Consider the following 17,296-nt stretch of genomic DNA (forward strand, 5'->3'; position numbering starts at 1 on the left):
GAGCATGAAAAAGATATTGATACTTTTTTTGTTTATTCCCTTGTTCTCTTGTAATGATTGGTTGACGGTTGAGCCGGAGGATTCGGTTACTTTTGTGAATTATTTCAAGAGCGAGAGTGAATTGGAAGCTTTGTATAATATGGTGCAAAGCAGGATGAAATATGTTTGTTTTGGCAGACAGCCTTATTTTTATTCTTCCATAGATGCGGATGATGTGCAGTCCGACGTGGACGGGTATCGCAAATTGGATGTGCTTAAATACACGGGGACTTCAAACACGCAGAGTTGGACGGCTTTTTATAACGTGATTTATTTGACAAACGTGATGATCGAGAATCAACATCGCTTCGAGAATGTGTCGAAAGAACGGGCGGATTTTTGGTTGGGGCAAATACATTTTGCCAAGGCATTGGCTTATTTCCGGGTGGCTCAGATTTGGGGAGATGCTCCTATCACGCCGAGTTCGGAGTCCATTGACCCTATTGGTAAAAGTCCCGCTTTGGAGGTTTTGCAGGAAGCGCTCAAGGAAGCTAAAGCCGCGTTGGTTTTGCCCACGCATGACAAGTTGCTAGGTGCGACAGGTGCCGCGATAACCACGAAACAATGTGCCAGCCTAGGGACGGTAAATACTTTGTTGGCTAATATTTGCGCTTGGATGGGCGGTTTGACCGGGGAGCGGAAATACTGGGAGGATGCGGAGCGGTATGCTTCCGAGGTGTTGGACGGGAAAGCCGGAGTTTACGATTTGGAGAGTATGAACGGGTTGATAGAGAACGTGCTTGGTAAAAATCGGAATAGTGAAGAGGTTATTTACGCAATTTCGAACAACGCATTAGATTATGATCGGAATTATGAATCGTTCCAGAAAGAAGCTCCGGGGCATTTCCTGATTTCTTATCCTTATCTCACGGAAGATAAAAGTGAGATTGCCAACGTGGTGAATAATAGTAATAACAGCTATACTAGAATAAAAGTGACCACGGTAGAACAAATCTATCCGGAGGAAGATGATTTGAGAAGAAAGGAGTTTTGGTATGAGTTGGGAACGTTGACTTATTCCACGTCTAACGGGGAAGTTATGTCCCCTTACGCTCATATCGCGAAGTGGCGTTATATGGTTCGACAAATGAAAGAAGATATCGCAGGTATGCCTGCTATCTTGACTGATTGCGATTGGGTGTTCTGGAGATTGGCGGACCTGATTTTATTACGTGCCGAGTGTCGGGTGCAGTTGGATATGACGGAGGAGGCTGTTAGTGATTTGGACCGCGTGCGTGAACGTGCAGGATTAGCAGGATATGCCGGTAGCACGAGCAAAGAGGCTTTGCGTGAAGAGGTATTCTTGGAAAGACGTCGGGAGTTGTTCGGCGAGGGGCAGTATTATTTTGATATTGTGCGGAACGGGTATTTCCGGAAATATTTGTTGGGTGGCTATCGTACGCTGACCGACGAGGATGTTAAGAATGGCGCTCTTTACACGAAAGTGCATTCCAATGCTTTTAGAAAGAATACGTTAATGACTCAAAATACTTATTGGCAATGGCAAGAATAATGAATAATATATTGAAAATTGCGATTTGCATCGTGATGGTAGGATTGGTTTCGTGTACCAAGTGGAATTACGATGACGGGGGTGTGTCGAATGGGGTGCACGATTGTTCCATGTGGGAATACCTGCATACCCAATCCCGGGATTGGGATTCTACAATTGTGATGATTGAGCGTGCAGGGTTGAGAGAGTTGTTCGAGGGGAAAGGGGAATACGAGCAAATTACTTTCTTAGGATTGACGAACTATTCGATTCGTACCTATTTGTTGGATATGGGATACAAGCAGGTGAACAGTATGTACTGGGATGAGTGTCAAGCTATTTTAAGCAAGTTGATTATCACGGAACGGGTGATGGTGGCAGACGTGCCTCGCGGAACATGGGATAGCCAAACGGGCGAGGTGACCGGAGGCAAGGAATATACATTGCTGGATGGCACAACCGCGATATTGTGGACGACTCAAGAGCCTTATATGGATATGAATACCAGTGAAGTGGGTATCGTGCGATTGAATTTCAAGCTGGAGGAAACGAATGTGTCGCGGGCATTGATATTCTCTTCGGATATTCAGACGAACAATGGTGTAGTGCAAGCACTGGGATATGATTTTAACGTGTCGGATATATATTAAAATGAAAGCGATGAAGAAATTATTATATGCACTCGTGTTATTGGGATGTAGCTTTTTGTATGCTTGTAATGACGTGACTGTCGGGTATTTGGATTGTGCTAATGCCGGATATTCGAAAGATTCCTTGGAGATTGTGCGTTTTTCTAATCTAGCCACGGAGATGGAAGGTTTGAAAACGACATTGGATGCCTTGTATTCCAACGAGGAGTTGGCAGGGCTGTTTGACCAAATGGAGTCGTTGGATGTCGAATTGAAGGAGCTGGAAGCTAAGATGGAAGAGATGTATGAGCAAGCGTATGCGCTCATGGAGGAGATGGACATAGAGAATGGGGCGATGAATCCGGACTTCGATAAAATAGCAGAATTGCAGGCGAAAGCTGATGAAATGAATAATATCATGGAGAATGAATACCTCCCTCTGCAAATAGAATTGGAAGATGAAATCTATGCATTGATGGATCAAATCATTGAAACATGCACGGATATGGGGCAAGATGATCCTTTCATGCTGGAAGAACTGATCACGGAACGGCAAAACCAGATTGATAAAAATACCCCGTGGACTACGTCGACTATTGGTCAGATTTTGGGGACAGAGCCTATGCGTTATTATTTGGAAAGCGTTCGTAGTGACCGGGGAGAGGAAGCTGCGAAGGATTTTGCCTCTTACGTGCAAGTTGTCGGTGGCGGTCGGATTTACGTGGATATGCAGGTTGATTCTCCAGCAGGTAATTATTGGGTATCCTTGAGGGTGGAGAATGAAGGGCATTCGGCTGTCTTGCGGGATGTGTTTAAGTTTATATTAAAAGATTAGATTCAAAAGAAGGAAATATTATGAGAAGGATTAAATACGTGTTGGTGTTCCTGTTGATGGGGATGGTTGGAAATCTATCCGCTCAAATTACTTTTTTTCAAGGTACTTTCGAGGAGGCTTTGAAAAAAGCGAAGGCAGAGAAAAAGGATGTTTTCGTCGATTTTTACACGGAGTGGTGCGGACCTTGCAAGGTGATGTCGCAAAAAGTGTTTACTGTTCCGGAAGTGGGTGACTATTTTAACACGCATTTCGTGAGTTGCAAGTTGAACGCGGAAGCTCCCGAGCAGGCTGAACTGGTGAAAAAATACGGGGTGGAGGCTTTTCCCACGATGATATTCGTGAACGTGAAAGGAGAGGTGTTGCGCGTGGTGCGGGGGGCGAAAGCCCCTGCCGCGTTGCTCAATGAAGCGAAGATGGTGACGGGTGATATGCTGACTTTCGAGAAGTTGTACGAGAAATCGAAGAAGGAAAAGAAGAATACCGACCTGCAACAGGAGTTGTTGTTTCGGGCTCCCGAGTTTATCGCTACCCAAACCGGGTATAACCGGGATAAATGGATGGTGCGTATCGAGGCTCTTTTCCCGGAGTACGTGAAGAACAAGAAGTTGGAGAATATGATTAACGCCGAGGATTTGTATATCATCAGCATGTATCACAATGAAATCAAGGGTAATGACGAGATTTTCGATTTTCTGGTGAAAAATTACCGGAAATACGAGGAGATTGTGGGGAAAGAGAAGATTCAGGATTTCATTTTGGGTGTTTATAATAATTATATCATCTCTTTTTGTAAAAACGGTAAACAGGATTACAAGAAACATTTAGAGCGGGTAAAAGGAGATTTGCAGCCGGTATATAGCGATATTTCATTTGGTTCGCTTTCCGCTTTTGAGGCGATATCTTTGTTATCGGACGGGTATTACAGTCTTTTCCGCAAGGATATAAACACGTTTTTCGAGAAGATGAATCAATATTTTTCCGGTGCGGAGAAGGCTTTGACGGTAAACGATTATACCCAACCGATTGAAGATTTGTACACCGTGTACCGGGGTAATTTGCCGGAGGGTGCGAACGAGAAAGTGATAGTGTGGTTGGACAAGGCTTTGCAATATGAGATGGCGGCACAGTTGCGTACTCGTTTGTTGTACATGCTGGGAGATTGTTTCAATGCCACGGGTAATCCGGAAAAAGCAAAACAAAGTTTGAATCAAGCTTTTGTCGTTAGTTCCGGAATCGAAGAGGTGGAGTTGATGAAGCAGTTGCAGAACATGATACAAGAGAAGTTGAGGGAGTTATGAGAAGTTTGTTACTATTGTTTTTTGTTTTTTTATCCTTCGGGCAATCGATTTTAGCGCAAGAGGAATCGGTGAATTTCCGGCAGGGGCGATTGGAAAACGGGTTGACGTATTACATTCGCCGTACGACAAGTTCGCCGGGACGTGCCGATTTTTATCTCGTGCAGAACGTGGGAGCGTTGATGGAGGAGGAGCAGCAGAATGGTTTGGCTCATGTGCTCGAGCACATGGCCTTCCATGCCACGGATAATTTCCCGGATGGGGTTCCGGCTTTTTTGAAACGGCACAAGATAAGTAATTTTAATGCTTACACGGGACACGACGAAACGGTGTATAACGTGAATAATGTTCCCACTGCTTCGAAATTGTTGGTTGATTCTTGTATTTTGGTATTGAGGGATTGGTCCGGTTTTCTTAAATTGTATCCCGAGGAGATGGAAATCGAGAGGCAAGTGATACAGGAGGAGCGGCGCGCGGGAATGGATTTGTCCGCTCGATTGCAGAAGCAGGCGAACTTTTTCATCTACAACGGGAGCAAGTACGCCACGCATGACGTGATTGGTTCCGTGGAAGTGTTGCAGAGTTTCACGGCGGAACAAGTGAGGGATTATTACAAGGATTTCTATCGTCCGGACCAGCAAGCCGTGATTATTCTCGGGGATATAGACGTGGATGCGGTGGAAGCGGAGGTGAAACGCTTGTTCGCTCCCATTCCCCGGCGGGAGAACCCGAAACCTCGCCTCGTGTACGATATCCCGGATAGTCCGCAACCTCAATATTATAAGTTGATAGACAAGGATGTGCCGACGAACGGGATGGTGCTTATGAAGCGTTTCCGGAAGAATCCGGTGCGTTCGTTACGGGATATGTTGCGGGAAGATTTGATGCGGGAGTTTTACAACAAGATGATGCGCGACCATTTGGCGGAGTGTATGGAAAACTCCGATGTGGCGTTTCTTAACGCGAGTATCGGTATCTTCGATATCGTTCGGGGTTACGAGGGATTGAATGTCGTGGTGTCGTCTTTGCCCGGGCAGGAAATCGAGGCGTTGGAACAGTTGATGGAACAGATGGTGCGGGTTCATCAGACGGTGATAACCGATGAAAAGTTACACGGCATGGCGTCCGGTTATCTCAAGCGGTTGGAGCAGTTTAAGTTGCAAAAAGAGCGATTCCCGAATAGTATGTACTTGCAAATGTACCAGAATAATTTCTTGTTGGGGTACCCGATTAGCGAGTTCGAGCAGAATATAGATACAACGGCAGCGATTCTTAACAGTCTGACCGCCGAGGATTTCCGGAAGTGGATTGCTCGCTGGTTTGACGACGACCGGAATTGGATTTATATCATGCAAGGAAATAGTGCGGATTATCCTTTCCCCGCGGAAGAACAGATTTCAACCGTGATGCAGGAGGCTCGCGAGTGGACATTTGAAGCCGGGGAGGGACAGGAGAAGTTGGCGGTCAACGGCGTTTTGGTCGATTTCGAGATTCCGGCGGGTAAAATTGTCAAGGAGAAAGCGTTGAAGCCGATAGAGGCGGAAGAGTGGACGTTGAGTAACGGGGCGAAGGTCTATTACAAGTACACCGATTACAACAAGGGTATGTTTAATGTTTTGATAGGTAGCCGAGGAGGACGTTCTTTGCTTCCAGCAGAGGATTTGCCGTCAGCCGACGCTATGGTGGCTTTATTCTTGAAGAGCGGTTTGTACAAGTACGGGACTCGAGAGTTGAACGCGCTCGTGCAGGAGCATTCCATCAACATGGATATTTCCTTGGAGGAGAACTCCGAAAGTATCAATTGCACGAGTACGACGCGTGACGCGGATTTCGCTTTCCAATTTTTGCATTTGGTGGTGGAAAAACCTCGTTTCGATAAAGCCGCTTTTGACAAATATGTGCACGTGAATAAGTTGACATTGGCTCACTCCCGTAAAACGACGGACGACACTATCAATGACGTGTTGCGTGAGTTGCGGATGGTGAAGTCGCCCCGGCTTTGGGTGAGGGATGCGCGGTATTACGAGGCGATGGATTACGAGAAGATGGTTCGTATTTTCAAGGAGCGTTACCGGAATGCCTCGGACTTTTCTTTCTATATCGTGGGTGATTTGGAACGGGAGGTAGCCCGGGAGCTTGTTGCTCGATATATCGCTTCGCTTTCTTCTACTTACCGCAAGGAGAAGCCCGTTAAGTACGAGTACTATAAAAAAGAGAGCGTGGCGAAAGATATTGCCGTGGATATTCCGGAGCAAAAGTACATGGTGGATATGGCTTTCACGAACACGTTGAAGACGAAACCGGCGGATAAGCTTTGCATGATGATTCTTCAGAAGCATTTCGAGTACTTGTTTCAACAGCGTATCCGGGAAGCGGAGGGCGGTTCGTACGGGGTACACGTGCGGACGGATGTTACCGGTCAGCCCGACCCCTCGCAGTTATTTAACGTGCAATTCGAGAGTTCCTTGGAGAAAGGACCTCGTATGCGGGCTATCGTGCACGAGCAGATTGAGCAGTTCTTGGAAGAGGGAATGTCCGATGAAGACGTGGAGGATTTTATCCTGTTATTGAAAAAAGAACGGGATGCCGCTCCGGATTTTGGAAGTATTCCTTTTTGGACGGAAAATATCCAGTTTTATCAACGCACGGGAAAAAGTTTGGATGCTCCCGAGTTTTTCGAGAAAGTGGTTGATAAGATTAAGGCGAAAGACGTGTTGGCTTTTGCCCGTAAGTTTTTTGCTGATGCGCAATGCGTTGATATCGTGGTGAAATCACGATAGCCGTCACGAAGAGAAGGTGTGTTTTGACACACCCCTCTCGTCCATAAAGTCTAAATGTCCATAAGGTCCGTAAGGTCAAATATGCAGGTAGTGTATGTGTTATGGAGTTGAATATTAGTATACTATTAAATTACGGACTTTATAGACTTTAAGAGCCGGGGGCTCGACTTTATGAACTTTATAGACTAGAGGTGTGTTTAACACACCTCTTTATTTTATCTTCCAAGAGCCGAAAATGGTTTTCTTGAAGCGGGCCTTGTTTTTCTTTGCTTCTTCCGAGTCGTATTCGATGGCTCTGTCAAAGTATTCTATCGCCAAAGGAATGTTTTGTTCTGTACCTCTTCCGAAGCCATAGGCAACGCCGAGGGCGTTGAGTACCATGGCATCAAGTGGTTCCCACACGTCGTCGAGCATTTCATTCTCTTCAAGTTCGGAAAGGAATTGAAATGCCGTGTCGTCATCTTGAAAAGTCCCAAGACCGTCTTGATAGCAGATGGCAAGTTCGGCGGCAGGCTGCCAGCAATCCTCGGCTTCCATGTTTTGGTACGCTTTGTTGAGCCACGCTACGGCCTTGGCGTAATCCTGTGCTATGTTGCCTCTTCCCTCGAAGTAAAAGTTGCCAACTTGAAATTGTGCGCCCGGGTGCCCGGCCTCGGCGGCAATCATGTAATTCTCGAAAGCTTTGTCCAAGTCTTGTTTTACGCCGTAGCCTGTCGCGTGGCACACTGCTATGTTGTAGGACGATTGGATATCACCACGTTCCACTTTATTTAGATGGCGCAAAAATACTCAATTATCTCTAAAAGTAGCCTTTGTACGGGGGTGGATGCACTCGATTACCACTAAAACGAAGAAAGCACCTACTTTCGTAAGTGCTTTTGATACCCGCTTGGTAGGTATGCGGATTGTTGTCAGTGTGTAGTATTTGTATTTATTTTGGGTAGTTGTTCCGCCAGTTCGTTGATGGAACTGCCGGAAAAGACGATTCGTCCCTCGCTATCAATGATAAAGAAGGTTGGAATACCAATGAGATTATATTGTTCCGCGAATGCTTTGGTTTGTTCGGGCAGGCTGCGGAATTGTGCCCACGGCAGGTTTTCTTCTTTCAAGGCTTTTTGCCACTCTGCCTCTTGTTGATCGAGGGACACGCTGATAAAACGGATGGAATCCCCGTGAGTTTTGTACACTTCGCGTAGGTATATCAGGCTTGCTCGGCAGGGAATGCACCATGATGCCCAAAAATCAATCAGCGTGTATCCATCTCGGTTTAATTGGGCGAGCAGCGATACGCTCTTGCCTTTATCATCGACCACTTCGCCTTCTTGCAACGGTGAGCCTTGAACCAGCCGGGAGGCGTCACGGAGATAATGGCGAAACTCCCTCAATGCGGCACAAGTGTCTTGACAGGAAGCAAAGAGTTCTTCCAGTTCGTCGAGATAAGCCTGATTGTAGGTGAAAGCGGGTTTCTTCAATGTTCCGACAATGTAGAGGTTCGTTGCCAGATTATCGTTGTTGCGGATAAATGCCCGGCTTGCTTTGTCCAGTTCCGATTTCATGGTTTCCAATCGGCTGTTATAGTCCGGGGTTTGCTTCTCCTGCTTGCGGAGTTCCTGTATACCGTAACGCAACGGAAAGGTTTGTTGTTGGTAGCGGTGGTACGCTTCTTGAGCGCTGGAACCTTCCACTCGGTAGTTCTTTTCTTTCCGGATGTCGTAAAGCCAGTACGCTTGTGGTAGGCTGTCGATATGTGGCGTGGTAAAGGTGAGTTTGCCGTTTTCGACAAAGAAATTAAGCTCGTAACAATATGCCGATTCTTGATTTTGCTTCGAGCGTAGGATATAATCCGTGTTACTCACGCTAAATTTACACATGGAGGGAGCGTCCAGTTGCCCGCGCAACTCGAATTTCCCGTCAATGACGTAAGCGCTGGCTAAATCTTTGTCCCATCGGGTGATGGTTCGTAGGGTAACTTTCGTGCTGTCCATGGCACCGGGAACCGTACCCCGTAGGATAAAGTGGTCGGCAGGCTGCCGTGTACAAGCGGCAGCACTGAGCAGTAATATAAAACAGAGTTTTTTCATTGTTCTCTTATTTTTTTGTTTTAATCTTCGGAATATCTTATTTTTCCAAATATTCTTCAACAGTTACTCGTAATGCGTTGGCATCGTTACCGCTGAAAACGATTTTGCCATCGGGTGCGATGAGCATCAGGCGCGGAATGCCGCTGATATTGTAGGCACGTTGGGCAGCGGTAACTTGGTCACGATTGCCTGTCCATAATTGAGTCCAAGGCATGGCTTCCTCTTTCATTGCCGTTTCCCAGTCTGTTTTCTTTTGGTCGAACGATACGCTGATTACGGTCAGGCGGTCTTTTGGGGAGTGTTCATAAATTTGATCCACTTTGGGGATGGCCCAGCGGCAGGGACCACACCACGATGCCCAGAAGTCTACCAACGTGTAGTGGTCGGGAAGTATATACTGTGATAGTTTCACGGTTTCGCCTGTCGGATTGGTCAGTTCAATGTCCTTGTATGATGCTCCTTTGTATAATATGCTTGCAATTTCTGCCATCTTTAATACTCGGGGACGACGCACTGAATCTTCGATCTGTTTGGCAATGCGTGTCAGTTCTTTTATCTCTTCGGGAGTGCGCGTAAAAGTGGTGTTCAACAAGCCTTCCGCGATGAAAAGCGATACCGGTGATTGTGGATGTTGGCGGATAAATTCCATTTTAGCAGCATCAATAGCTGCTTCCGCTGCCAGCTTCTTAGGATATAGTTCGTCAAATCGGTTGTTGAATTCCTCCGTTGTGTATTGGTTTTCTTGCATATTCAGCGTGGCTGAAGCGATATTCACTTCCGAGGCAGCCAACAGCAAAGGCATTAAAGCATCACGATATTCATAATATTCTCGCTGTAGTGGACCTCCTTCTACACGAGCTTTCGATTCGGCAGTTTCAGCGACGAAGGGGTGGATGAATTGCAGACTGTCGAAATGGGCTGTGTTTACCGTCAGTTCGGAATTGTCTAGAAACATGTAAATATTAACCATTTTGCCCATGTGGGGGGAAGAGGTGTTAGAGCTGATCAATAAATTGCAGTATTGCGGTGAAGCAGTTACGCCCTGCAATTCAAATTTGCCGTCTTGAATGGTATCTGTTGCCAATATCGCTTCACCTTCCATGGAGCGAAGCGTGACCAGCATCCCGTCTTGTAACCCGGGAAAATTGCCCCGTATCACGAATCCCTCGGGGCGGGAAGTACAGGCACCACACAATAGCAGTGCCGCGATAAAAAAGAAAATTCTGTTCATAGAAATTATTTAGAAGTTTATATTATTTCTCTGCATCTCGGCAACAACGTATGCGCATCATTCTTTCCAGTGTCACCGTTCCTCGGTAGACAGTCGTGTAATGGGCACATATTTTCCGGAACCAGACCGTTGTGGTTTGTAAACCGTTGTTCTCCACCTCTGAAGCCGACCAAAAATACCCGTACTCGCCGACAAAACACAAGAACGGGGAACGTCCCCAAGCTTCAGCATCTGCAACCTCGCCTCCTAATTGGAGTGCCATGCCTGTTCCTTCTGACCCTTGGCGAAGAAGGGTGGCTTCCTGATTTCCCCGCCAGCCTTCCGAATCGGCTTCTCCGGCAGACATGCCCAATGCTGTTTCCAGATTCTTCCAGTCCTCATCGGTGGGCAAACGCCAACCTTCAGGACAAAGCGTGCGGGCTTCCTCCCAAGTATAGAAGTTCCCATATTCCTTGTAATCTGCCGCAAAATCGATATCGAGGAGATGGGACTTAATCTTGACCGGATAGTTAGCCCCAAACAAGTCGTACGTGCATTCGTAATAAGGTGCCTCGGAATAATATTTTAGATTGGAAGTCATCCATTCCAAATTGCCGATTCGAACCCACCCGTAGGTGTTGCCGTCACGTTCGTCCGTGTACTCGCTGGTAGTGGAGGGATTGACTCTCGGCAAATTATCATCGTCACTGCATGAGCAGAATATAGCACTGCAACATACAAATAAAGCTATTATATACTTTCTCATAATCAATTAAATTTAATTCCGGTTGCTTCGAGCAACGGTTTGATGATATCATATTTTTTTCTGGTATATCCATTGATGTCGTTCTCCCCGTATTTTTCAAAGAATTCCTCCTCTGTCAGCGACAAGCAGGCTTTGATATAAGCCACGGCATCTTCTTTCGGGGAGGAGAAATTATTTTCATAAGGATCTTCCAGAAATCCCATCTCCAACGGATTCAAAATCTCCGTGGGAGCCCACCAGTATGACTTGGGGGTGGAATAATTGTTGTAGTTGACCGCGAAGAACTCTCCAGCTTTTCCGTCTGTATACTTGTTGCCCGCTGTTCCCCCGAAAGAGGCAAAAATGATTTCGCAGCAAATATCCTGCGCGTAGGCTTTACGTTCTTCTTGAGTCAATTCCCACAATCCGCTGACATTTAATGCCAAACAACGCAAATTGTTATAGGTCAACGGGGAGCCGACATAATCATAAGTAACGTCCGTGGTATTTCGCTGGTATTCATCAATACCGTTAGCCACTAGCAGGGAATAAGGCATCACGTTTTTAATATACGGTAGTAAATCGTTCTGCAAGAAAGTTGTGACTTGACGCTTTTGTTCTAACGTTTGCAAATAGTCGAACTTAAAGCGGAGATTGCTTGTATTCGTTAGCTGGTATTCCAGGCCTAAGAGTTCTGTTTCATAGAAAGGCTTGCCATTCTCGTCCGTCCCTTTGTATTCGTGTCGGAGCGTATCGTTGAAAAGGAGATGACATCCGGTGGTATTGAAAAACTCCTCTTTGAGTTTTGACTCCTCGTCCGTGGCTCCGGGCGAAATGGCAAAAGAATTGGTCACGGCAAGCGGCTCCAACTCGTCTTCTTGCTGGCAAGCATATAAACTACCAGCCAAAGCAATTATAAAGATTAATATTTCTGATTTCATATCTTTGCGTTTAAGTATCTGTTAATTACCGATAGGTATCGATTTCCCTTTTCGAACCGGACGTTGGTTTGTCTGTAGTGTATTCTGAAAATCTAAAACCTCTTTGGGGAGCATCAGCGTGTAAGCGTCGTCGTTCTCCTCCAAAACGTATTCCACGATTTCAGTCGGGGTCGATATGACAGGAATGAATCCCGATTTCACGTATTTGATATAGCGGTGTGTAATCTTTTTGGAATATGGGAATTTGTCACATACCGTGTAACGACGTAAATCGAACCAACGATGACCTTCAAAGCATAGCTCGCACTGGCGTTCGCGACGGATGAGGTCTACCAGTTCCTTGCCGCTTGCTGTCACTTCACGATTTTCTTTCAAGCGATGATTCAACAGAGTTTTGAGCATCGTGCGGGCTGTCGTTTCGTCACCCGAGTAAGCTGCCGCTTCAGCCGCATTCAAATAGGCTTCCGCTGTCCGGAACATGAAGTGGTCGGAAGCTTCCTTGTAACCGAATACCCAACCTTGTACTTTGGATAGCACCCATGCATCCGTGTAGACGTAATTAGTCGACATACCTCCTATTGATTCTTTCATGATATAATATTGTGTGCGCCAATCATTATCGCCTTCGGTAAAAGCCGATAGCAAATCTTGGGAAACGACGTAAGCCGGGAACTTCTCCTCTCCTTCTCTTGAACAATACATGCAACCGGCCAACGGGTAGCCTCCCATGGAGAAGATAGTTTCGGGCGAGGCTTTGGTTAATATTTCTGTGTCCGGGGTATGTGTATTCAAGTCCAATAATCCGTTCCGCTTGTCCAATACCATGTTAGCGTATTCCAAGGCTTTTTCCCAATTTTGCATGTAAAGATATACCCTGCTTTTTAATAAATACACGGCAATGATATCTGCCCGGTAAGGATAGTTTTTCACCTCGTTATCTTTTAGATAAGTTTCGGCTTCGTCTAAATCGGTAAGTACTTGGATGTACACTTCCTCTACCGTGTTGACGGTATACTCTTTGTCTTCCACGTACTCCGTCAATTTAAGCGGTATGGCCGGAGTGCCTAGCGTTTGTGTACAATAAGGCTGTCCGTATAGATTACCTAAGGTGAAATAGTAAAGCGCACGAAGGAAATGAGCTTCTCCCTTGATACGTTTTTTTTGTAGTTCCTCCACTAGATTATTTACGGACAAGTCATTGACGGAAGTCAGTACCATATTGCAAATGTTGATACAAGAATATGCCTGCTTCCAATCTCTGCTTTCCGAAGTACGGGAATTGCCCTCGTAAGGTAGACCAACGCTTTGCTGCCACGTGTACCAACCGAACATTGGGGGTTGTATTCCTGCAAGATCGCCTAAATTGCTTCGTTCGTTAAAAGCCAATTCATCTGCCATGTGATGGGTAGCTTGGAAAAAAGCATTCACGGGTGATACTCCATACTCATTATTCTCGAATCTGCCTGATGGCATATAACCTTTTCCCAATAGCACTTCATCCAGATCGGAAAAAGTTTCCACTTTAGCAAGGTCCTGCGAGTGTTCTTCCAAAAAATGGGAACATCCGCAAAATAAACCCGCCATGCAACATAGAACAAGTATTTTTTTCATGTAATCGATGTTTTAGAATGAAACGGTTAATCCTAAAGTATATGTAGGTCGATCGCTCAACTGGATGCTGGCAAAACCTCCTTGTGTCGGGGCTTGTCCCTTCAACTCTTTGGCCGAAATAGTGAACAGGTTAGTGGCTGAAAATGATACATCCAATTGTGACAGACGCAGTTTTTTCAGTATCGTTTCGGTGAACTGGTAGGTTAAACTCAAGTTGGAACATTTCAAATAATTACCGCTTACCACACGGTGGTCACCGTAATCATACATTTCCCATGCGGAAATTGCTAAAGGTTGAATATCTTGATATTTATCGCTCCAGTGTCTTTCATATAGCGTATAATTGTCATCGCCTTTTCCTATAATCGCCGGGATATTCGTGTGGCGCTCATCGCCCGGTTTGCGCCAGCGGTTCAAGAAATATTTGCTGACGTTATTTTCGGGGCGGATATTTTGGGCATCCATTACCGCATCGCTAGCAGCATTGTAAATGGCAAACAGACGAATTTTATTTCCCATGCTGTACGCGAAGTTTCCGCTCAGACGGATATTTTTCCAACGTAGTGTCGTGTTCAAATTCCCTGATATTGTCGGTTCGCGTCGTCCGGAAGGCTTTAAAACGCGTGTGTACGTGTCATATTTATTCAGACTGCGCAATACTTCGGGATTGTCGGCATAATCATCGAACATCGGTCCGCCGTTTACAGGACTCAGCCCGATGAATTTATAGGAGTAAAAAGTACCGATAGGTTGACCTTTCACGAGAGCCGAACCATTAAGGAAGTTCGAGAGTTCATACTGATCGACATCCGCTTTACTCTTCATTTTATTAAAAGACTTGGAAATTGAAGTCGATACGGACCAGAACCAATCTTGGGATTGCAATGGCATGAATGTCAGCGAAACATTGTACCCGTGATTGTCAATGTCACCTTGATTTACTTGGTAAACGTCATTGGGCACCCCGTTCATTGTCGCGATAGCTTTATCCATAAAAGCATCCTCGGTGTGTTTCCACCAGTATTCAGTTTCTATCATTACTTTTCTCTGGAACAACCCGAGCTCTATTCCTAAATTATAGGAAGTGGTGGTTTCCCATTTCAAATTTGGATTAGGATAGCGTGAAACTGAAGCCACGTTCTCCCCGAAATGGGAATCGAGTGGCTTTTTGGAAATAATCATTACCGGACTTTGGTCACTGAGCATATTACCTTGGTACCCAAACGACGCTTTCAAGCGGAGAAAATCCAACCAGTTTGCTTCTTTTAGCCCCCATAATTCCGAAATGTTCCAGTTGGCAGAAGCGGACCAGATGGGCAATAATTTGTTATTGCTTTGATCTCCGAATGCGTTGGAACCATCAATTCGGGCATTGGTATTCACGGTAAAATAATTGTAGTAGCTATATGATATGGAAGCATAGCTTGATACAGTATTGCTTTTACTATCAGTCAACCGAGCAGGATTTTGAAATACCCATCGGGCGTAATCGGGAAATTTCTCGTGGTCAATGTTATTCACGAAACTCATCCCCCGGTCTTTGTAATAACCGCGCTCGGTACGCACGTAGCCGCGGGTGCGGGTTGAACTCATTTCAAAACCAATGGAGCCGTTGAGGTTATGCTGGTTTGATTTACCGAAAAAGTAGTTCCCATCTAACTGTAAACGCACCGTATAAGACTGATTTTCCGATTGATCGTGTGTTAGTTCTCCACCATAGGGCAATAGACTTGTTCCCCCGATATAGGTAGGGTTGCCCAAGTGATCCGGTTCTCCTTCGGTTCTTGGTGCCGGCAATACACCGTATTCTGTGCCCCGTAACATTGCGGCATAGTTGGTCTTCTCACCCCACCAGTTTTCTTGAGTCGTGTTCGACGTCTGGTAGGATGCGACAACGTTAGCTTTCAACCAATCTAGCAAACTGAATTGCAAATTTGTCGTGATGGTTAATCCGGAACCGTGTTGATTGTAGGAACTGTTTTCCAATTCATTGAGAATATTGTATTGGTAATATTCCGGACTCATCGTTCCCCATTTTCTTTTCAAGAAATAGAAATATTCCCCGTTCTCGTCATAGGCGGGTAATGCGCGAGTTGTTTTGTAGGCGTACTCCATGGGTGACAACTCCTGTTGGTAATATTGGCGGGAAGAAATATTCCCGTTCATGTTCAAAGAAGCGTTTAGCCAAGGTGTGAGGTTGGCATTCAGTTTCATCGTGGCAGTATAACGCTCGTTGTTACTGTCCCAAATCACATCATTATCGCGCGTGTAACCGATCGAGGCGTAATAAGTGGCTTCCGGCGACCCTCCGGAAATACTGATCGTGTGTGAATGTGATACGGAATTTTTAGTCAGTAAGTCGAACCAATCCGTGTTGATAACGCTAAGGCGTCCTACTTCTTTTTCGAATTGTTCGTCGGTCAGTTCATGATTGTATAATTGATTCAACAGACCTTCATAACCAACCATGTTTATATCATCCGGGAACGGGTAATGTTGTGCTACCAATTCACGGGAAAACTGGATGCGCTCCTTGGAATTCATCACGTTAATTGCCCGGTCGTTGTAGGAGGGGCGTTGACGAAGAGTTGTTGTCAAGTTGTAATTGACAATAGGTCGTCCGATGCGTCCCTTTTTAGTTGTTACCACGATCACCCCGTTGGCGGCGCGAGTTCCGTAAAGAGCGGTTGCGGCAGCATCTTTCAGTACGTCTATACGCTCGATATCTTGCGGGTTGATTCCGGCGATGGCATTACCGATACGGTTGATATAGTCCGGGTCATTCAAATCCGAAGCCGGCACGTTTACGGGATCCTGCATAATGATTCCGTCGAGTACCCACAGCGGTTCGCGATTGCCGATTAGCGTGGAGGTTCCACGGATACGCAGTTTGGGAACTACGCCTACCTCTCCGGAATTACTCATCAAAATCAAGTCCGGGATACGTCCCTGCAACATCTGATCTATAGAGGAAACGCCCGGGATGTTTAAATCCTCCATTTTAATGGAGGTCACGGAACTGGTGGATTTCCGGCGGTCTACCGTTTGGTAGCCGGTGATTACAACCTCGTCCATTTGGGTGGTTTCCTCTTCCATCGTTATATGTAATTCGGGTTCTCCCTTCCAAATGACTTCCCGCGTTTTCATTCCCACGAAAGAAAATACCAGAGTAGTTTCCCGGGAAGATACTAGAACCAGTTTGAAACGACCGTCTTTGTCGGACGTTACTCCTGTGGTTGTCCCTTTTATAATAATGGTCACTCCCGGCAATGGTAATTTATCTTTATCTCTGACAATTCCTTGGATGATAGTGTTTTTTGTTTTTTGAGGTTTGATGATCACCGTTTGTTCGTTAAAAACAAAGTCGAGTTCCAAATTTTTGAATAGTCGTTTCAGTAAAGTTTCCACTTCTTCGTTCTTTGCTTGAACGTTGAGTTTTTCGATGTGTTTGAAATTCATGTGATTATAGACAAAAAACAAATCTGTCTGTTGCTGTATAGCTTGAAAGAGTTCCATTACCGTACACTCTTTCAAATCTAACGTGACACGTTGTTGTTGGGCTGACGCTCGTGCCGACACACTTAAACCGCTTAACGTCAACAAGACTATTACTAGTAATTTCATGACTTTTCCGGTTT

At 45.6% G+C, this 17,296-nt stretch carries 12 protein-coding genes; 5 read left to right on the forward strand and 7 right to left on the reverse strand.

Going from position 1 to position 17,296, the window contains the following annotated elements; genetic code table 11:
* The first annotated feature begins 4 nt into the window (after nt 1–4).
* From ACK8P8_RS04180 to ACK8P8_RS04200, 5 genes are read left to right on the forward strand one after another with little or no spacing between them, the layout of a single operon-like run.
* Nucleotides 5–1,552 (forward strand): RagB/SusD family nutrient uptake outer membrane protein, encoded by a 1,548-nt coding sequence (locus tag ACK8P8_RS04180; RefSeq protein WP_410025564.1) that lies wholly within the window; start codon nt 5–7, stop codon nt 1,550–1,552.
* Nucleotides 1,540–2,181, forward strand: coding sequence for a hypothetical protein (locus ACK8P8_RS04185; protein WP_369859323.1), 642 nt, complete (start codon nt 1,540–1,542; stop codon nt 2,179–2,181). The genes ACK8P8_RS04180 and ACK8P8_RS04185 overlap by 13 nt, the downstream gene beginning before the upstream one ends.
* Nucleotides 2,182–2,191: 10 nt before the next feature.
* Nucleotides 2,192–2,995: a hypothetical protein gene (locus ACK8P8_RS04190; protein WP_186976796.1), complete on the forward strand. Its 804-nt coding sequence runs from the start codon at nt 2,192–2,194 to the stop codon at nt 2,993–2,995.
* A gap of 20 nt (nt 2,996–3,015) precedes the next feature.
* Complete coding sequence (locus ACK8P8_RS04195; RefSeq protein ID WP_255469541.1) at nt 3,016–4,293, forward strand: thioredoxin family protein; 1,278 nt, start codon at nt 3,016–3,018, stop codon at nt 4,291–4,293.
* The gene (locus ACK8P8_RS04200; protein ID WP_369859321.1) at nt 4,290–7,070 is read left to right on the forward strand and encodes a M16 family metallopeptidase; all 2,781 of its coding nucleotides are present in this window, start codon (nt 4,290–4,292) and stop codon (nt 7,068–7,070) included. The genes ACK8P8_RS04195 and ACK8P8_RS04200 overlap by 4 nt, the downstream gene beginning before the upstream one ends.
* A gap of 210 nt (nt 7,071–7,280) precedes the next feature.
* Here the strand turns inward: ACK8P8_RS04200 and ACK8P8_RS04205 are convergent, their stop codons facing one another.
* The 7 genes from ACK8P8_RS04205 to ACK8P8_RS04235 form a co-directional block, all read right to left on the reverse strand.
* Nucleotides 7,281–7,853, reverse strand: coding sequence for a tetratricopeptide repeat protein (locus ACK8P8_RS04205; RefSeq protein ID WP_369859320.1), 573 nt, complete (start codon nt 7,851–7,853; stop codon nt 7,281–7,283).
* Between the two features lie 128 nt (nt 7,854–7,981).
* Nucleotides 7,982–9,151, reverse strand: a complete 1,170-nt coding sequence (locus tag ACK8P8_RS04210; protein ID WP_369859319.1) for a thioredoxin-like domain-containing protein — start codon at nt 9,149–9,151, stop codon at nt 7,982–7,984.
* A gap of 37 nt (nt 9,152–9,188) precedes the next feature.
* A complete protein-coding gene (locus ACK8P8_RS04215) occupies nt 9,189–10,382 on the reverse strand; it encodes a thioredoxin-like domain-containing protein (protein ID WP_369859318.1) in 1,194 nt (397 codons plus the stop codon).
* 22 nt (nt 10,383–10,404) lie between these two features.
* Nucleotides 10,405–11,127: a fibrobacter succinogenes major paralogous domain-containing protein gene (locus ACK8P8_RS04220; protein WP_369859317.1), complete on the reverse strand. Its 723-nt coding sequence runs from the start codon at nt 11,125–11,127 to the stop codon at nt 10,405–10,407.
* 2 nt (nt 11,128–11,129) lie between these two features.
* Entirely contained in the window at nt 11,130–12,047 is a 918-nt protein-coding gene (locus ACK8P8_RS04225) for a hypothetical protein (protein ID WP_227216213.1), read from the reverse strand.
* A 21-nt stretch (nt 12,048–12,068) separates the two neighbouring features.
* Nucleotides 12,069–13,658 carry a RagB/SusD family nutrient uptake outer membrane protein gene (locus tag ACK8P8_RS04230; protein ID WP_369859316.1) on the reverse strand — a complete coding sequence of 530 codons (1,590 nt, stop codon included), beginning with the start codon at nt 13,656–13,658 and terminating at the stop codon, nt 12,069–12,071.
* Nucleotides 13,659–13,670: 12 nt separating this feature from the next.
* Nucleotides 13,671–17,282, reverse strand: coding sequence for a SusC/RagA family TonB-linked outer membrane protein (locus ACK8P8_RS04235; RefSeq protein ID WP_369859315.1), 3,612 nt, complete (start codon nt 17,280–17,282; stop codon nt 13,671–13,673).
* Between the last annotated feature and the right edge of the window lie 14 nt (nt 17,283–17,296).

It is taken from the genome of Butyricimonas muris, assembly GCF_046365375.1.
GTDB classification, from domain to species: Bacteria; Bacteroidota; Bacteroidia; order Bacteroidales; family Marinifilaceae; genus Butyricimonas; species Butyricimonas muris.